Source organism: Pseudomonas sp. D1HM, from assembly GCF_019266105.1.
In the GTDB taxonomy this organism is placed as follows: domain Bacteria; phylum Pseudomonadota; class Gammaproteobacteria; order Pseudomonadales; family Pseudomonadaceae; genus Aquipseudomonas; species Aquipseudomonas taetrolens.
On the sequence record NZ_LRMN01000019.1, the window covers coordinates 86,160 to 103,427 of the forward strand.

Sequence of the window (17,268 nt, forward strand, 5' to 3'; positions counted from 1 at the left end):
AGAAACCCGTTCCCCAAGAGCCACAAAGAGAAGGTAGGACACCGTGAACCCGGTTATCAAAAAATTCCAGTTCGGTCAGTCGACCGTCACCCTCGAGACTGGCCGTATCGCCCGTCAGGCCTCCGGCGCAGTATTGGTCACCGTTGACGACGACGTCAGCGTGTTGGTGACTGTGGTCGGTGCCAAGCAAGCCGATCCAGGCAAGGGCTTCTTCCCTCTGTCTGTTCACTACCAGGAAAAAACCTACGCCGCGGGCAAAATCCCGGGCGGTTTCTTCAAGCGTGAAGGTCGCCCTTCCGAGAAAGAAACCCTGACTTCGCGACTGATCGACCGTCCGATCCGTCCTCTGTTCCCGGAAGGCTTCATGAACGAAGTGCAGGTTGTCTGCACCGTTCTGTCCACCAGCAAGAAAACCGATCCGGACGTCGCTGCGATGATCGGTACTTCGGCTGCGCTGGCAATCTCCGGTATTCCTTTCGATGGTCCGATCGGCGCTGCCCGTGTCGCTTACCACGAAAGCACCGGCTACCTGCTGAACCCGACTTACGAGCAACTGGCTGCTTCCAGCCTGGACATGGTTGTAGCGGGTACTTCTGAAGCCGTATTGATGGTTGAATCGGAAGCCAAAGAGCTGACCGAAGACCAGATGCTGGGCGCTGTACTGTTTGCCCACGACGAATTCCAGGTTGTTATCCAGGCTGTCAAAGAGCTGGCTGCCGAAGCTGCAAAACCAACGTGGGACTGGGCTCCACAGCCAGAAGCGACCGCACTGCTGGGCGCTATCCGTGCCGAGTTCGGCGAAGCGATCTCCCAGGCTTACACCATCACCATCAAGGCCGATCGCTACGCGCGTCTGGGCGAGCTGAAAGACCAGGTAGTTGCCAAGCTGTCGGGCGAAGAAGGTCAGCCGACTTCCTCTGAAGTCAAAGCTGCATTCGGCGAAATCGAATACCGCACCGTTCGCGAAAACATCGTAAACGGCAAGCCGCGTATCGATGGTCGTGACACCAAAACTGTTCGTCCCCTGAACATTGAAGTCGGCGTTCTGCCAAAGACCCACGGTTCGGCTTTGTTCACCCGTGGCGAAACCCAGGCACTGGTTGTTGCAACTCTGGGTACTGCCCGTGACGCGCAGCTGTTGGACACCCTGGAAGGCGAGAAAAAAGACCCGTTCATGCTGCACTACAACTTCCCTCCGTTCTCGGTAGGTGAGTGTGGTCGCATGGGCGGTGCCGGTCGTCGTGAAATCGGTCACGGCCGTCTGGCGCGTCGTTCGGTTCAGGCCATGCTGCCTGCTGCCGACGTGTTCCCGTACACCATCCGTGTTGTATCGGAAATCACCGAATCCAACGGTTCCAGCTCCATGGCTTCGGTCTGCGGTGCTTCCCTGGCACTGATGGACGCGGGTGTTCCGATGAAGGCACCGGTTGCCGGTATCGCCATGGGTCTGGTTAAAGAAGGCGAGAAGTTCGCCGTCCTGACCGACATCCTGGGTGACGAAGACCACCTGGGCGACATGGACTTCAAAGTAGCCGGTACCTCTAAAGGTGTTACCGCGCTGCAGATGGACATCAAGATCAAAGGCATCACCGAAGAAATCATGGAGATCGCCCTGGGCCAGGCCCTGGAAGCTCGCCTGAACATCTTGGGTCAGATGAACCAGATCATTGGCCAGTCGCGTAACGAACTGTCGGCCAACGCTCCGACCATGATCGCGATGAAGATCGACACCGACAAAATCCGTGATGTTATCGGTAAAGGCGGCGCAACCATTCGTGCAATCTGTGAAGAAACCAAGGCTTCGATCGACATCGAAGACGACGGTTCGATCAAGATCTTCGGCGAGACCAAAGAAGCAGCAGAAGCGGCGCGTCAGCGCGTTCTGGGCATCACTGCCGAAGCCGAGATCGGCAAGATCTATGTGGGCAAGGTTGAGCGTATCGTCGACTTCGGCGCATTCGTAAACATCCTGCCGGGCAAAGACGGCCTGGTTCACATCTCCATGCTGAGCGACGCTCGTGTAGAGAAAGTGACTGACATTCTGAAAGAAGGTCAGGAAGTGGAAGTGTTGGTACTGGACGTGGACAACCGCGGCCGTATCAAGCTGTCCATCAAGGACGTAGCAGCAGCCAAGGCATCGGAAGCGTAATCGCTTCGATGCCCGGGTAGAAAAAAGGATCCTTCGGGATCCTTTTTTTATGCCTGCAGGAATATCGCGGCCTTGGGCGAAAGGCCATGAGCTGAAAGCCGCAAGTTGCACGCATTTTTGCCGGATGTCATGCATTCTGCACGACCTGGCGAATTAATATAATTGTTAACTTGTTGATTTATAAGGGTTTTGTCTGGCGATGGAAGTTGGCACAGAGACTGCAATATTACTGGTAACCCTGCTGCCATAAGACGGCGCAGATTTTAAAGAAGACAGGAGTTACTCGTATGAAGAAGTTCGCTATCGCTGCTGCAACTGCTACCGCTCTGACCCTGACCATGGCCAATGCTGCATTTGCCGCCCAGGCTTCTACTCAAGCCCCGATGACTGTGGCTGCAGGTGAAGTAGAGAAAGCCAAGGAAGCTACTTCTGATACCTGGATCACCACCAAGGTCAAGTCGGACCTGCTGACTGAGAAAGGCATTCCGGGCAGCGACATCAAGGTTGAAACCAATAAGGGCGTAGTTTCCCTGTCATCAGACGTAGCAATCACCGACGCGCAGAAACAACTCGCTGTCGACATCACCAAAAAGATCAAAGGTGTTCAAGCCGTTTCGGCTGATGGCCTGAAGTCTGAGTAATTACACTTTCTCGTAGAGCCGGGGGAAAGCAGGAGCAGATGATTCAAGTGAAGCATCTGCTGGCTTTCAAATAGGTTCATGCGACGGCCATATGGATATGGCCATTACAGCCCTCGGCGCTTGCGTCGGGGGCTGTTCTATTTTGGCGGGATTTTGCCGTCAGGCAGGTTGTCGTTATTCGCTGTCCAGATGCAGGGGCGAGATTACTCGACCGTCGCTCTCGGGCTCACCCAGCGTGGCATCGACGAAGTAAACGCGTTCGTCAGCCAGTTGGCCCTTGTCCACCAGATAGTCCTTGATACTGCTGGCGCGCTCTTGTCCCAGCTGACGCAGCAAGACTTCGCTTGTTCCCCAGAAGGTGATCAAGGCGTCGCTCATTTTGCTGGTCCGCTCGGTACGACTCAGGTCAGCCCACTCAGCTGGCGGTTGCTGTTTCAGACGGGCGCGATAAATGCCTTCAAGCAAGGCGCCTTTCTCATCATCAGGAACGTTGAGTTCGGATGCCTGTGCGGGAACTTTCTCGCCGCGACGCTGAAGAATCTTGTAGTAGGTGTATTGGTATTCCCGTTCAAGTCGCTCTTGGGCAATCGGTGGCCCGTCGCTTTTTTGCGCGGCGGTGCCTTCGATCTCCAGACGCAGTGCAGGACGCTCTTTAAGGGCGCTGGCAAGCGTTGTGAGCGACTTTTGGGCATCAGGGCTCAGCTCGCTCGAGCCTGAGGTGAATGACACCGTACCCAGGTCCTCAGCGCCTCCGCCGCTAATCAGCCCGCCAATGAATTTGAAGGGTGCCTGAGCCGCCCGTACCACCAGATTACGCAGGGTTTGCCAGACGATAGGCATGACGCTGAACTGAGGGTTGTTCAGGTCGCCCGTGACCGGCAGTTCAATGGATATCTTGCCGTCGGAGTCCTTGAGCAGGGCGATGGCCAGCTTTAAGGGCAAATTGACGGCATCCGGGCTGTCGACTTTCTCACCCAGTTGCAATTGCTCGACCACTACTTTGTTCTCGGCCTTGAGCTGCCCATTGGTGATCAGGTAATGCAAGTCGAGGTTCAGGCGGCCTTTACGGATACGGTAGCCGGCGAACTTGCCTGAGTAGGGTGTCAGGGTGGTCAGCTCGACACGTTTGAAACTGGTCGCAATATCGAGACTGGCCATTGGATCGAACGGATTGACGCTGCCTTTGATCGTGACGGGAGCATAACGGTCGACCTTGCCTGCGATATTAACCGAGGCCGGCTTGGCCTGACGGCTGTCAATGGTGCCGATTTGCCCGTTGAGCTGCTGGACGGCCGTGGCGAAGTTGGGGGTCAGGCTGAAGTCGGCAAAGTTGGCCGAGCCATTGTTGATAACAATCCCGCCGACATGGATGCCCAGCGGTTTTTCCTGACTGGCAGCCGGCTTGGCAGCACTGGTGCTGCCACTGTTTGCGGGTTGCGGGATCAGCAGGTCATCCACGTTGGTGGTGCGATCATCATTGATCATGAAACGCACGTAAGGCTGGGTGAGGTTGACCCGGCTCATCGACAGGCTGTCGCCGTGTTGGTACTTGAGGTTCTCCAGAACCAGGCGTTGCCACTTGAGGAAGTCGCGATTCTTGAGGGTGTCGAGCGTGTGCAACTGATCGACCTGAACCTGGCCATCCACGGTAAAGGCTAAAGGCTCGACGTTCGTGAGGTCGACGGCCAGATCACTCCCGAGCATGCCGCTGCGCAGTTCGAGTCGCACAAACGGGTCGATGTAGGCTTGAGCGACACGCAGGTCGATGTCTTTGGTGGTGACCTTCAGCTTGGCGCTAATGGGACTCAGGTTAACGTCACCGCTGGCAGTGAGCTTGCCTTGCTTGCCGATGCCCGTGTCGAGCTTGAGGCTGAAAGGGGACTGATTCAGGCTGTCGAAGTTTTTCAGATCCAGGTTCAGTGGGCCGATATCCAGCGCCACAGGCGTTTTTGGTTCTTTGTCCGCGAGGTGAACCCGATAATCGCGTAGCTGGACGTCCTTGAGCAGCACTTGCCAGGGTTTGCCTGGTGCCACGGGCTCAGGTTTCGGTGCTTCGACGGTTACTGGGTCTGTGGAGGTGGGTGCGGTCCTGGCCGGTTGGCCGGCAAACAGCTTTTGCCAGTCGAGCTGGCCATCGCTTTCACGGGTTGCCCAGGTTTCAAGGTTTTTGCTGTCGATTTTACCGACGACAACTTTCTGCTTCGCCAGGTCAACGGTGGTGTCGCTGACATTCAGCCGTTCAAGGCGTGCCAGGGGGCGACCGTCGGGAGCGTTGATCCTGAAAGGGGCAATACTGGCTGAGGCGTTGCTCAGGACCATTTCGGTCTCTTTGGCCAGATTCAATGTGTAGTCGGTGCTGAAGTTAAGGACGCCGTCTTCAAGGACCAGTGGTAGCGCGTCACGGACATAAGGCCACCAGACTTTCATCTTGCCATCGGTGACCTTGAGCGAGCCTTTGGAGGCAATCGGTACCAGGCTCAGTGTGCCGTTCCAGTCGATACGGCCACCCTCGGGCCCCGCTGCAACCAGCGTCATGTCGGCATTGTCATCGGGCAAGGTGCTGAGGTTCTTCAGCTCAAGATTCATTGCGTCATACAGGAACTCGATGGGCTCGCCGGGACGCTTGTCGACGAAGTGCAGATAGCCGTCTGCGAGCTTGATGTTATCAATGCGCACCGGGAACGGTTTGCTGTCTGGATCGCTCGGTGTGGGTTCGCTGGCAGGGAGTTTGAACAGCTGGGTCAGATTGAGTGTTCCGTCCTTGGCAAACAGCAATTCTGTCTTGGGCTTGTCCAGTTGCACCTCGGTGAGGTGCAAGGCTTTGGTCCACAGGCTGTCTACCTGCAGATTGGTGTAGAACCGCTCAAAGCCGACTTGTTCCTTGCCCGGCTCGCCAACGGTCAAGCCCCACAAGGTCAGCTCCAGGCTGAAGGGGTTAAGCTCCAGCCTGTCGAGTTTGGCGGGGACAGTGGCGTAGTTGGCCAGTTGCTGGTTGATAATTCTCAAGCCAATTCCGGGCAAGATCAGGAAGCCCAGCAAACTATAAAGTGCGAGAGCAATCAGTGCGGCGCCGAGGGCGCGGATCAATCCTTTGAGCATGTGCTGGCGTCGTCTTATGCAGTCGGAGGTGCCTTTGAGTATGGCACGCGTTTCTGGTTCCGATACGAAGGCCTTATTTCCTCGAAGTCGTTCGTATCCTGCCAGGCTTTTTAAAACTGGAGAATCAGTGTTTTCAATGGCGGTTGCTGGTCCAGGGACGGAAAATCGCTGGCCGGTGTCAGAACCTGCCAGTCGCGAACCGGGCGTCCAGCCTTCTCGGCACATCGTAGAACCTGTTCGCGCCAGTCGTCCATGCTGACTTTTGCCAGATTATTGCAGCAAATCAGCACGCCATCAGGCGCGGTGGCCAGTACCGCCGGCTTGAGCAAGCTTTGGTAATCACGCAGTAGGTCGACAGTCCCGAAAGCACTCTTGGCCCATGCCGGCGGGTCGAGCAGCACCAGGTCATATTCACGGGGTTCAAGGCGCGGATAGGCCGGCAGTTTGTGGCGGCGTTGAATGATCGGCAGGCCGGCCAACTGGCGGATAGCCGCAAAGTAATCCGACTGCACGAACTTCATCGTTTTCAACTCCGGGTTCAGCAGGCCATTTTCGCGGCCTACCGCCAGGTTGCCTTCGGCAAAGTCCAGGTTGCAGACTTCACGCGCGCCGCCCGCAGCAGCACTCAGGCCGACGCCACAGGTGTAGGCGAAGAGATTGAGTACGCTTTTGCCAGCGCTGTGTTGTTTGACCCAGCCGCGAGCGTTGCGCAGGTCAAGAAACAGCAGGGGGTCTTGACCGGCATGACGCCCGCGTACGCGGTAGTTGAGCCCCCATTCATGCCCGACCATATCGGCCAGTGCGGCGTCCTCGGCGCGGTACACGGTGTCATCCCGATCAATGCGCGAGTTGCCTTGGGAGCGGTCGTTGTATACCAGCAGCAAATCCAGGTCCAGATGGCGATTGATCGTCTCATGCAGTTGCAAGAGATCATCGCGTTCAAGCCGTTGATGGAAGCTTTGGACCAGTAGCTGTGGGCCATAACGGTCAATGGTCAGACCGCCGGCACCTTCCTGGCTACCGTGAAACAGGCGATAACAATCCGTGCCCTGAGTGTGCAGTTCGGCCAGCAGGTCGTGACGGTTATCGAGGGCGGCGCGCAGCGCCTGATTCAAGGAAGACATGCGGTGCGCCTTGGGGGATGGATAAGGCGCGGCAGTTTAACAGAATAGAAGGGGCGGGTTTGCAGCCGCTGCCGAAGGCTGCGATAAGGCCCCGCAGGGCCTTCTGAGTGTCAGGCAGGCGGTGCAGTCCATTGCAGTCTGCGGCAGCGGCAGCGGCTGCGGTTTTTACTCGCGTTCGATTGCCAGTGCCACGCCTTGGCCACCACCGATGCACAAGGTGGCGAGGCCTTTTTTGGCGTCACGTTTGAGCATTTCATGAAGCAGAGTGACGAGGATCCGGCAACCTGATGCACCGATCGGGTGGCCGATGGCAATGGCCCCGCCGTTGACATTGACCTTGTTGGCATCCCACGCCAGCTCTTTGCCGACTGATAGCGCTTGGGCAGCGAAGGCTTCGTTGGCTTCGATCAGGTCCAGTTGCTCAAGGTTCCAGCCGGCTTTGCTCAGGCAGCGTTGAGTGGCACTCACCGGCCCGATCCCCATGATGGCCGGGTCAACGCCGGCATTGGCGTAAGCGGCGATTCTGGCCAGCACCGGCAACCCCAGGGCTTTGGCCTTGGCCGCGCTCATCAGCATGACCGCTGCCGCACCGTCATTGAGTGAGGAGGCGTTGCCTGCGGTGACAGTACCGTCTTTTTTGAACGCGGGTTTCAATTTGCCCAGTGCTTCGGCGGTGGTGCCTGCACGAGGTTGTTCGTCGGTGGCGAACGACAGTGGGTCGCCCTTGCGCTGGGGAATTAGGATCGGCGTGATTTCATCCACAAAACGCCCCGCCGAGATGGCCGCGATTGCCTTTTGTTGAGACAGGGCGGCGAAGGCGTCCTGATCTTCACGGCTGATGTTGTACTTATCCACAAGGTTTTCGGCAGTGATGCCCATGTGGTAATCGTTGAACGCATCCCACAGGCCATCGCTGATCATGGTGTCGACGATCTGGCTGTGACCCATGCGCAGGCCGGTACGTGCGCCAGGCATGACGTAATGGGAAAGGCTCATGTTTTCCTGGCCGCCGGCAATGATCACCTCGGCATCGCCGCAGCGAATGGCCTGTGCCGCCAGGTGCAAAGCCTTCAAACCGGAGCCGCAGACCTTGTTCAGGGTCAGTGCCGGTACGGCGAAGGGCAGCCCTGCTTTGATCGCGGCCTGGCGTGCAGGGTTCTGGCCGGCACCGGCGGTCAAGACCTGGCCCATGATCACTTCGTCGATCTGAGCACCGTCCACACCGGTTTGTGCCAGCAACTGGCGAATGACCGCCGCGCCAAGTTCTACGGCAGGTACCTGGGCCAGCGAGCCCTGAAAGCTGCCAACAGCAGTGCGGGTAGCGGCAACAATTACGACGTCTTGCATGACGGGAGTCCCCTTTATTATTGGAATGCAGTGCCTGAAAACTGGCGGGCATGTTGGCATAGAAATGGCCAAATCGTGTAGCCGCTACGGGCTTCGGGCTTTATCGCAGCCTTTGGCAGCGTCTACAAACGTCCCATCCGCCGCCGTGCCCGCTGCACCGAGCCATTGCGTACAGCCCAGCGCAGGATGGGCGCCGTACTGTTAACGCCGGTACGAATCAGCTGACGAGTCAGCGGGCGTTGAGAAAGCCCCAGTTGATCACTGGCCCAATCCGGCAGCAGGTCAATTCCGGCTTGCATCATCAGGGCGCGGAAGGGTTTGGCGAGCCGGCTGGGGGAGGGGGCGTTCAGCAGCAACCGGATAACTTCATGGCTGCGCTCGTCACACTGTAATTGCGGGCGAATGTCCTTCAGGTAAGTCGCAACTTGCTGGCGCGTGCGCGGCACGTGGGTGGCGCCCAAGTGTTCCGCCACCAAGGCTATTTCGTCGTAGTAACGGTCCTGGTCAGCCTCGGACAAGTGCGGGTTGCGATAACGCAGGTGGGCAGCAAGGAAATTGCTGACTTCAGCCACGTGTACCCAGGTCAGCAGCTCGGGATTGCTGGCAGCATAGGGGCGGCCATCGAGGGCGGAGCCTGTTACTTGCAGGTGAATGGTGCGTACTTTGTCGATCAGCCAGTTGGCGTCCTGGGTGGCGCCAAAGGTCGTGCCGGAAATGAACTGTCCGGTGCGGCGTAGCCGTCCGAGCATGTCCTGGCGAAAGTTGGAGTGATCCCACACCCCGGCCAGAGCCAGAGGGTGCAAGGCTTGCAGCATCAAGGCGCTGATGCCGCCAATCAGCATGCTGGTGAAATCACCGTGTACCTGCCAACTGATGGACTCCGGGCCAAACAGGCCGGGGTCGCCTTTGGGATTTTCGAGATCGAGCTGGCCGAGTGAAAGCCCGCTCAGGCTCATGATCTGGCGTTCGATGGGGCGGCGGATGAATTCCATGCGCTCTCGGTTGTGCCGGCCAGTCGCAGGCGACTGGCCGGCTATCAATCAACCGCGATGACGGCCGCGGAAGTAGTTGATCAGGCCTTGGGTCGAAGCATCGTCGGCAGGCTCTTCCTGGAGACCGGTCAGGCGGTTGTAGACACCCTTGCCGAGCTCTTTGCCCAACTCGACACCCCATTGGTCGAAGGCGTTGATGCCCCAGATCACGCTCTGTACGAAGACCTTGTGCTCGTACAGTGCAACCAGTGCCCCGAGGCGACGTGGGCTGATGCGCTCGACCACCAGAGTGTTGCTCGGGCGGTTGCCCGGAATCACCTTGTGCGGTGCGAGTTTTTGCACCTCGGCCTCGGACATGCCTTTGTCGCGCAATTCAGTTTCGGCTTCTTCAAGGGTTTTACCCAGCATCAGCGCCTGGCTCTGCGACAGGCAGTTGGCGTACAGCCACTGATGGTGATCGGCCACCGGGTTGAAGCTAACAATCGGCACGATAAAGTCGGCCGGGATCATTTGCGTACCCTGGTGCAGCAACTGGTGATACGCGTGCTGGCCGTTACAGCCTACACCGCCCCAGATGACCGGGCCCGTATCGGTAGACACCGGTGTGCCGTCCTGCCGAACACTCTTGCCGTTGGACTCCATGTCCAGCTGTTGCAGGTGCTTGGTGATGTTGCGCAAGTAGTGGTCATACGGCAGGATCGCGTGGCTCTTCGCGCCCCAGAAGTTGCCGTACCAAACGCCTAGCGCGGCCATCAAGACCGGCATGTTCTGTTCGAAGGGGGCGTTCTGGAAGTGCTGATCCATGCTGTAGGCGCCGGACAGCAGCTCCTTGAAGTTGGACATGCCGATGGCCAGCGCAATCGGCAAGCCAATGGCGGACCACAGCGAGTAACGACCGCCCACCCAATCCCACATCGGGAAGATGTTTTCTTCACGAATACCGAACGCTACCGCCGCCGCGTTATTGCTCGATACGGCGATGAAGTGGCGATGCAGTTCTGCTTCCGAACCACCCTGTGCCAGGTACCAGGCGCGGGAGGCCTGGGCGTTTTTCAGGGTTTCAAGGGTGTTGAAGGATTTGGACGAAACGATAAACAGCGTGGTTTCGGCACGAATCTTGTGGGAAAGCTCATGGAACTCAGTGCCATCGATGTTCGCCAGGTAATGGCAGCGAACACCTTTTTGCGCGTAGGACAACAACGCTTCAGACACCAGCTCAGGGCCCAGGAACGAGCCGCCAATACCGATGTTGACGATGTCAGTGATAGGTTTTTCGGTGTAGCCGCGCCACAGGCCATCGTGAATCCGACCGACCAGTTCGGTCATCTGATTCAGGACTTTATGCACCTCAGGCATGATGTTCACGCCATTCACCGACAGTTTGTCGGCCACGGGGCGGCGCAAGGCGGTGTGCAAGGCCGGGCGGCCTTCAGAGGCGTTGACTATTTCGCCCGAGAACAGCGAATGGATCGCCCCTTTGAGGTCGACCTCATTCGCCAGGTCAACCAGCAGTTCACGGGTTTCGTTGGTGATCAGGTTTTTCGAGTAATCCAGAAACAACCCGCAGCTGCTCAGAGTGAACTCTTCAAAGCGTTTCGGGTTGCTGTTAAACGCATCGCGCATGCTGAAGTTTTGCATGTCGGCGCGGTGGAGTTTCAACGCTTGCCAAGCGGGCAGAGCGGTAACGTCGTGAGGAGTGCGGTAGTACGCCATCGCTGCGAATATCCTTTTGCTTGAACTGCCTTTTGGACACCGGAAACATCGAAACCTCCGATTTGACATCGGGGTATTCGGTCAGTCTGTTTCTGCACGTCAGTCAGAAGCAGGGCGATTACATTAAACCCCGCGCCTGCTTCTGTCTTGCTTTTGTCTGACAACGCGGACTGACTTTTGTCACGGCGGTGTGACGCAAGCTGAAGCGTTTCAGTATCGTTGAAGGAAGACGGGTGAATCAATGATCCCGGCAACCGCTGATATCAGAGCACGCTGTCGAGATTGAGGTGCACATTGTCGATGAGACGCGTGCTGCCCAGATAGGCGGCAACCAGAATGACCACATCACGGTCAGTGACGTGTGCCGGGAGCAATGTCCGCGCGTGGCGCACTTCCAGATAATCCGGGCGAAACCCGGCGGCTTCGATTTCACCCGCGTGCTGGCTCACCAGCGCGGGGTAATCGCGCTCTCCTGCTTCAACGGCACGGGCCATTTCGCTGAGGTGGCGATACAGCGCTGGCGCTACAGCGCGTTGCTCTTCGCTTAAATAGCCGTTGCGTGAAGACAAGGCCAGCCCATCGTCGGCCCGTACTGTCGGCTCGCCAATAATCTGGATCGGCATATTCAGGTCATGCACCATGGCGCGAATGACCGCCAACTGCTGATAGTCCTTTTGTCCGAAGATGGCCAGGTCGGGCTGAACCATGTTGAACAGCTTGCTGACGACCGTGGTCACGCCATCGAAATGCCCGGGGCGGCGGCTGCCGCACAGTTCATTGCTCAGTTCAGCGGCCTTGACTCGCGTCAGGCCTGACATGCCATGGGGGTACATCTCTTCCACGGAAGGTGCGAACAACAAATGACAGCCCGCCTGCAGGAGTTTCTCCTGATCGGCCGCGAGCGTGCGCGGGTAGGTATCGAGGTCTTCGTTGGCGCCAAACTGCAGCGGATTGACGAAAATGCTCGCGACCACAAAATCGGCTTGCTGAGCTGCCGTGGTGACCAGGGCAGTATGCCCGCTGTGCAGATTGCCCATCGTCGGGACGAGGCCGATCTGCTTGCCTTCGCTGCGCGCCCGGGCGACAGCGGCGCGTAACTCGCGGACGGTTTTTACAGTGTTCATGCAGAGAATCCGTGTTCAGTGCCAGGAAAGCTGACGGCTTTGACTTCAGTCACGTACGCGCTGATTGCCGATTGAATGTCAGGTTGGCCCGCCATGAAGTTCTTTACGAACTTGGGCATGCGCCCGGTGAGTGACAAGCCGAGCATGTCATGCAGCACCAGCACCTGGCCGTCAGTATCGCTGCCGGCACCGATGCCGATGACCGGGATATTCACGGCGTGGGTGATTTCCTTTGCCAATTCGCTCGGTACGCATTCAAGCAGCAGCATCGCCGCGCCCGCCTGTTCCAGTGCAATGGCATCGGCACGCATCTGGCGAGCCTGGTTCTCGCTGCGCCCCTGGACTTTGTAACCGCCCAGGACATTCACCGTCTGTGGCGTCAGGCCCATGTGTGCACACACCGGGATGCCGCGCTCGGTCAGCACTCGGATCGACTCGGCCAGCCAGACGGCACCTTCGACCTTGACCATGTGCGCCCCTGCTTTCATCAGTTGAGCGCTGTTGTTCAGGGTTTGTTCGAGCGTGGCATTCGCCATGAAGGGCAGGTCAGCAATGATCATGGCGTCCTGGTTGCCGCGTTTGACGCATGCCACGTGATACGCCATCTCGGCGTTGGTGACTGGCAAAGTGCTGTCATGTCCTTGTAAAACCATGCCCAGGGAGTCGCCGACCAGTAACACTTCGACACCGGCCTGATTGCAGGTGTGGGCGAAGGTGGCGTCATAGCACGTCAGCATGGTGATTTTTTCACCTTTTTGCTTAAGGCTTTGCAGGGAGGTCAAGGTGATAGCTGGCATGAAAAGGGTCCTCGTCAGGCAGTGTGATAACCACTGCGAGTAACGCGCGTGATTCATCGTTATAAACAGGCACACCTTATAGAGGGTGCTTGGAAAGCCTGCATTTCACATTGCGCCGTCCAGTGAACGGCAGCGGGATGCCTATAGTCGTGACGAGGACTCTGGAAGTCAATTCCGGGTGTTACCGCACAGGTGTTACCGCGGTTATTGATTCGATTCAGCGCTGGGGTTGACCCGTTCCAGCCCGACAAATGGGCACTCAGCCAAGAGTTGCTCGAGGCTGCGGCCATCCGCGAGTTCGAGGGAGGCGGGTGCCAGCTCGGCCAGCGGGTAAAGCACGAAGGGGCGGGCATGCATGTGGTAGTGCGGGACTTTGAGGCGTGGTTCGTCGATCAGTCGATCACCGAACAGCAGGATGTCCAGGTCCAGTGTGCGTGGGCCCCAACGCTCGTGCCGTTCACGACCTTGATCACGCTCAATGGCTTGCAGGGCATCGAGCAAGTCCAGAGGCGCAAGTGTGCTGTCGATGGCCGCCACGGCATTGGTATAGCGTGGCTGGCCGGGCAGTAGCGAATCACTTTGATAGAACGCCGAAACCCCGACAAATCGGGACTCGGGCAATTGCGTCAACGCCTGGACAGCGCTGCGCAATTGATCGTGTGGGTCAGCCAGATTGCTGCCCATACCGATGTAGATACGCTCCATCGCTTACTCGTCCGCGGCGCTGCTGCGTTTGCGTTTACTGCTGCTGGTGCGGCGACGCTTGCGCGGTGCAGGCCCTGCGCCATCATCTTTGGCGTTGCTCAGGTCGCGGATCATATCGCGGCGGCCACTTTCGTTGGCATCCTGGTAATCCGTCCACCACTCACCCAGGCCATTGGTCTGCTCGCCTGCGGCTTCGCGCAGCAGCAAGAAGTCATAGCCTGCACGGAAACGCGGGTTGTCCAGCAGCATATCGGCGCGTTTGCCGCTGCGACGCGGTAGACGTTCCTGCATGTCCCAGATCTCGCGGATCGGCATGGTGAAGCGCTTGGGGATTGCAATCCGCTGGCACTGTTCGCTGATCAGTTCGTGGGCGGCTTCCTGCATTGCCGGAATTGGCGGCATGCCACGATCCTGCAGACGCAGGACGCGCGCTGGCAGGGCAGGCCACAGCAAGGCTGCAAACAGGAACGCCGGCGTGACCGGTTTACCCTGTTTGATCCGCAGATCAGTGTTGCGCAGTGCTTCGCTGATCAACGTATGGGTGTACGTCGGGTTGTGTTCCAGTGCCTCGGCGCTGGCCGGGAACAACGGATCAAACAGCTCGAGATCAACCAGCATTTCAAAGGTGTCGGAAGCACTTCCCGAGAGGAACAGCTTGAGGACTTCTTCAAACAGGCGGGCAGACGGGATCTCGCGCAACATCGGCGCCAGTTCACGAATCGGGGCGGCGGTGTGCTTTTCGATGCCGAAGTCGAGCTTGGCGGCAAAGCGCACAGCCCGCAGCATGCGCACGGGGTCTTCCTGATAGCGCTGTTGCGGATCGCCAATCAGGCGCAGCAGGCGATTGCGAATATCGTGTACGCCGTTGGCGTAATCGAGGATGCGCTCGCTGACCGGATCGTAATACAGGGCATTGATCGTGAAGTCTCGACGCTGGGCGTCTTCTTCAAGGGTGCCATAGACGTTGTCGCGCAGAATGCGCCCGCTTTCGTTACGCGAGGACTGGTTGCTGTCTTCCTCTTCGTCGTTTTGCGGGTGATTGGCGCGGAAGGTCGCAACCTCAATGATTTCACGACCGAAATGGATGTGTACCAACTTGAAGCGCCGACCGATGATCCGCGCATTGCGGAACTCGGCACGCACTTGTTCTGGCGTCGCGCTGGTGGCGACGTCAAAGTCCTTGGGCGTGATGTTGAGCATCATGTCGCGTACGCAACCACCGACCAGATAGGCCTGGTACCCGGCGTTCTGCAGGCGCTCGACGATATTGACTGCGTACCGGCTGAACTGGGCACGTTGCAGCGAGTGTTGGCTGCTGTTGAGCACTTCAGGGGTGCTACGCAGTTGTTGCGTATGACGCTTGGGGGAACGGAATGACTGGAACAGCTTCTTCAGCATGGGATGCACTGTTTGAAGGAATGTTCGGCCAAAACGAGGAATGACCGCATGATGGGCGGGGATTCTAGCATTTAGTCAGGGGATGGTGTAGGAAGCTGAGCCGTTCAGCCTGCCGAAGCTGCGTCCGGACAGTGAAAATAGCGGTAAAAGGCAGGGTTTAGACAGGTTGACGATTTTGCTGAAAGGCAGAAACCACAAGGGGAGCCGAAGCTCCCCCAGAAGTAGTTGCGTGCTCTATTTTTATTATTGATTGCGGGCTTCTTGTTTTTGTTAATCGCCCTGGCTACAGAGGTTTTGCCTGTGTAGCCCTCCCAATCGGGAGATAAGAGCAAACGGATTGCTTTGGTCGCTGTGTTGATGTGATCAGTGATCCAACTAGTTCAGGCTCTGCTTTAAGTGCAGTTTTTGTTGTTCTCTGCCTAGTCGTGGGGCTGGCCCCAATATCAACGCCTCTCCAAAAGAATCAGTTAGCTGCGCCTCCGCCGTGTTGTTTTTGTTATGCGTGAGCCGATACGTCTTATTTTTATTGTGTGCTGCTGTGATTCTTATTGTTCTTGTACGGATACATATAGCAGGGGTCGTGCCAACTTTTGTGAGGGCCAGCAAAATAAGGGGGTTTCTAGGTTTTTGCTTTTTTGAGGGCCAAAAAAAGCCGGGTCTTCGTTACCGTAAGACCCGGCTTTTGTTACGTGTTTAGACGGAGGTAACAGTTTTTTCACGTTGGGGAGTGTTACCTCCTCCTCAGTTCTCGCTGGCGACGCCGGTTTTCCTGCGTGGAATACCCAGGCGCTGGCGGCGTTCCCACAGACATTTACGGCTAACCCCGAGTTTACGGGCCAGCTCGGTCTCGGTCATGTGGTCCTGATGTTCCAGAACGAAATGCTGGAAGTAGTCCTCCAGCGACAGGTCTTCGCTCGGGTCCAGGCTGGTGTTACCGCTACCGATGCTTTGCTGGGGAGCCAGACCGATGAAGTCGTCATCTTGCAGATCGCTCAGCTCGATATCGATGCCCAGCAGGTCGGCCGAGATTTCCGGGTTTTCGCACAGGATTACGGCACGCTCTACAGCGTTTTCCAGCTCGCGAACGTTACCTGGCCATGAGTAATGGCTGATGGCACGCTCGGCATCAGGGGCGAACTTCAAGTCGGTGCGGCCTACGCGGGCACTTTGACGAGCGAGGAACGCATGGGCAATTTCGTTGACGTCGGCGCCACGCTCACGCAAGGCGGGGAGCTTGAGCGCGATGACATGCAGGCGGTAGTACAAGTCTTCGCGGAACTGACCGACCTTGGCCAGGCTTTTGAGATCCCGGTGGGTTGCTGCGATCAGGCGCACATCCACTTTTTGCGATTGCACGGAGCCCACGCGGCGAATCTCACCTTCTTGCAGCACCCGCAGCAGTCGCGCCTGGGCTTCGAGCGGCAACTCACCGATTTCATCGAGGAACAGCGTCCCGCCATCGGCCGCTTCGACCAATCCGGCACGTCCTGCGCTGGCGCCGGTAAACGCCCCTTTTTCGTGGCCGAACAGTTCGGATTCGATCAGCGATTCAGGGATCGCAGCACAGTTCACCGAGATCATCGGCGCTTTGGCGCGCTTCGACAGGTTGTGCAGTGCGCGGGCGACCAGCTCCTTGCCGGTACCGGACTCGCCTTGAATCAGGACATTGGAGTCGGTGGGCGCGACTTTGCGGATTTTGCTGTACATGTCGAGCATCGGCGGACATGAACCGATGATGCCTATTTCGGCGTTGCTGTTATCCACACCGGGTTTATCGGCGGCAGCCGTTTTGGCAGTGCGCTCGGCGGGAACACTTTGGGCGTTCTGCCGGTCACGCAGGATGCGGGCAACGGCCTGCAGCATTTCGTCATGATCAAAGGGTTTGGCGATGTAATCGACAGCCCCCATTTTCATCGAGTCAACGGCTGAGCGCAGGCTGGCATAGCTGGTCATGATCAGCACCGGCTTGCCTTGACCCAGCTTTATCAGTTCGGTGCCCGGGGCGCCAGGCAGGCGCAGGTCGCTGACAATCAAGTCGAACGAGGGAATGCTGAAACGCTCTTGCGCCTCCTGCACCGAGCCAGCTTCGCTGACCTGGTACTGATTACGCTCCAGTAAACGGCGTAATGCGGAGCGGATGATGGTTTCATCTTCGACGATCAAAATATGCGGCATTGAT

At 57.8% G+C, this 17,268-nt stretch carries 12 protein-coding genes; 2 read left to right on the plus strand and 10 right to left on the minus strand.

What is annotated here, in order from left to right; all coding sequences use genetic code 11:
* Positions 1 to 43 precede the first annotated feature (43 nt).
* Positions 44 to 2,149, plus strand: a complete 2,106-nt coding sequence (pnp, locus tag AWM69_RS18630) for a polyribonucleotide nucleotidyltransferase (RefSeq protein ID WP_048383708.1) — start codon at positions 44 to 46, stop codon at positions 2,147 to 2,149.
* 287 nt (positions 2,150 to 2,436) lie between these two features.
* Positions 2,437 to 2,790, plus strand: a complete 354-nt coding sequence (locus AWM69_RS18635; protein WP_048383710.1) for a BON domain-containing protein — start codon at positions 2,437 to 2,439, stop codon at positions 2,788 to 2,790.
* Between the two features lie 174 nt (positions 2,791 to 2,964).
* Here AWM69_RS18635 and AWM69_RS18640 read toward each other — a convergent pair whose 3' ends face one another.
* The 10 genes from AWM69_RS18640 to AWM69_RS18685 form a co-directional block, all read right to left on the minus strand.
* Positions 2,965 to 5,889: a DUF748 domain-containing protein gene (locus AWM69_RS18640; RefSeq protein WP_218727912.1), complete on the minus strand. Its 2,925-nt coding sequence runs from the start codon at positions 5,887 to 5,889 to the stop codon at positions 2,965 to 2,967.
* Between the two features lie 110 nt (positions 5,890 to 5,999).
* Positions 6,000 to 7,013 carry a class I SAM-dependent rRNA methyltransferase gene (locus AWM69_RS18645; RefSeq protein WP_048383715.1) on the minus strand — a complete coding sequence of 338 codons (1,014 nt, stop codon included), beginning with the start codon at positions 7,011 to 7,013 and terminating at the stop codon, positions 6,000 to 6,002.
* Positions 7,014 to 7,178: 165 nt separating this feature from the next.
* The gene (locus tag AWM69_RS18650; RefSeq protein ID WP_218727913.1) at positions 7,179 to 8,360 is read right to left on the minus strand and encodes an acetyl-CoA C-acetyltransferase; all 1,182 of its coding nucleotides are present in this window, start codon (positions 8,358 to 8,360) and stop codon (positions 7,179 to 7,181) included.
* Between the two features lie 122 nt (positions 8,361 to 8,482).
* Positions 8,483 to 9,352 carry an oxygenase MpaB family protein gene (locus tag AWM69_RS18655; RefSeq protein WP_218727915.1) on the minus strand — a complete coding sequence of 290 codons (870 nt, stop codon included), beginning with the start codon at positions 9,350 to 9,352 and terminating at the stop codon, positions 8,483 to 8,485.
* Between the two features lie 48 nt (positions 9,353 to 9,400).
* Entirely contained in the window at positions 9,401 to 11,065 is a 1,665-nt protein-coding gene (gene pgi, locus AWM69_RS18660) for a glucose-6-phosphate isomerase (RefSeq protein ID WP_218727917.1), read from the minus strand.
* Positions 11,066 to 11,328: 263 nt separating this feature from the next.
* Positions 11,329 to 12,189 carry a pantoate--beta-alanine ligase gene (gene panC, locus AWM69_RS18665; RefSeq protein WP_218727919.1) on the minus strand — a complete coding sequence of 287 codons (861 nt, stop codon included), beginning with the start codon at positions 12,187 to 12,189 and terminating at the stop codon, positions 11,329 to 11,331.
* Complete coding sequence (panB, locus tag AWM69_RS18670; protein WP_048383725.1) at positions 12,186 to 12,986, minus strand: 3-methyl-2-oxobutanoate hydroxymethyltransferase; 801 nt, start codon at positions 12,984 to 12,986, stop codon at positions 12,186 to 12,188. The genes panC and panB overlap by 4 nt, the downstream gene beginning before the upstream one ends.
* A 204-nt stretch (positions 12,987 to 13,190) precedes the next feature.
* The gene (folK, locus tag AWM69_RS18675) at positions 13,191 to 13,691 is read right to left on the minus strand and encodes a 2-amino-4-hydroxy-6-hydroxymethyldihydropteridine diphosphokinase (protein ID WP_218727920.1); all 501 of its coding nucleotides are present in this window, start codon (positions 13,689 to 13,691) and stop codon (positions 13,191 to 13,193) included.
* A 3-nt stretch (positions 13,692 to 13,694) separates the two neighbouring features.
* Positions 13,695 to 15,089, minus strand: coding sequence for a polynucleotide adenylyltransferase PcnB (locus tag AWM69_RS18680; protein WP_218727922.1), 1,395 nt, complete (start codon positions 15,087 to 15,089; stop codon positions 13,695 to 13,697).
* A gap of 741 nt (positions 15,090 to 15,830) precedes the next feature.
* On the minus strand, positions 15,831 to 17,264 hold the full coding sequence (locus AWM69_RS18685) for a sigma-54 dependent transcriptional regulator (RefSeq protein WP_131654981.1): 1,434 nt from the start codon (positions 17,262 to 17,264) through the stop codon (positions 15,831 to 15,833).
* Between the last annotated feature and the right edge of the window lie 4 nt (positions 17,265 to 17,268).

Excerpts from the sequence above, each read along its gene's own strand:
- AWM69_RS18635 (WP_048383710.1), top strand. The coding sequence starts at position 2,437 with ATGAAGAAGTTCGCTATCGCTGCTGCAACTGCTACCGCTCTGACCCTG.
- AWM69_RS18640 (WP_218727912.1), bottom strand. The coding sequence starts at position 5,889 with ATGCTCAAAGGATTGATCCGCGCCCTCGGCGCCGCACTGATTGCTCTC.
- AWM69_RS18645 (WP_048383715.1), bottom strand. The coding sequence starts at position 7,013 with ATGTCTTCCTTGAATCAGGCGCTGCGCGCCGCCCTCGATAACCGTCAC.
- AWM69_RS18650 (WP_218727913.1), bottom strand. The coding sequence starts at position 8,360 with ATGCAAGACGTCGTAATTGTTGCCGCTACCCGCACTGCTGTTGGCAGC.
- AWM69_RS18655 (WP_218727915.1), bottom strand. The coding sequence starts at position 9,352 with ATGGAATTCATCCGCCGCCCCATCGAACGCCAGATCATGAGCCTGAGC.
- pgi (WP_218727917.1), bottom strand. The coding sequence starts at position 11,065 with ATGGCGTACTACCGCACTCCTCACGACGTTACCGCTCTGCCCGCTTGG.
- panC (WP_218727919.1), bottom strand. The coding sequence starts at position 12,189 with ATGAACACTGTAAAAACCGTCCGCGAGTTACGCGCCGCTGTCGCCCGG.
- panB (WP_048383725.1), bottom strand. The coding sequence starts at position 12,986 with ATGCCAGCTATCACCTTGACCTCCCTGCAAAGCCTTAAGCAAAAAGGT.
- folK (WP_218727920.1), bottom strand. The coding sequence starts at position 13,691 with ATGGAGCGTATCTACATCGGTATGGGCAGCAATCTGGCTGACCCACAC.
- AWM69_RS18680 (WP_218727922.1), bottom strand. The coding sequence starts at position 15,089 with ATGCTGAAGAAGCTGTTCCAGTCATTCCGTTCCCCCAAGCGTCATACG.
- AWM69_RS18685 (WP_131654981.1), bottom strand. The coding sequence starts at position 17,264 with ATGCCGCATATTTTGATCGTCGAAGATGAAACCATCATCCGCTCCGCA.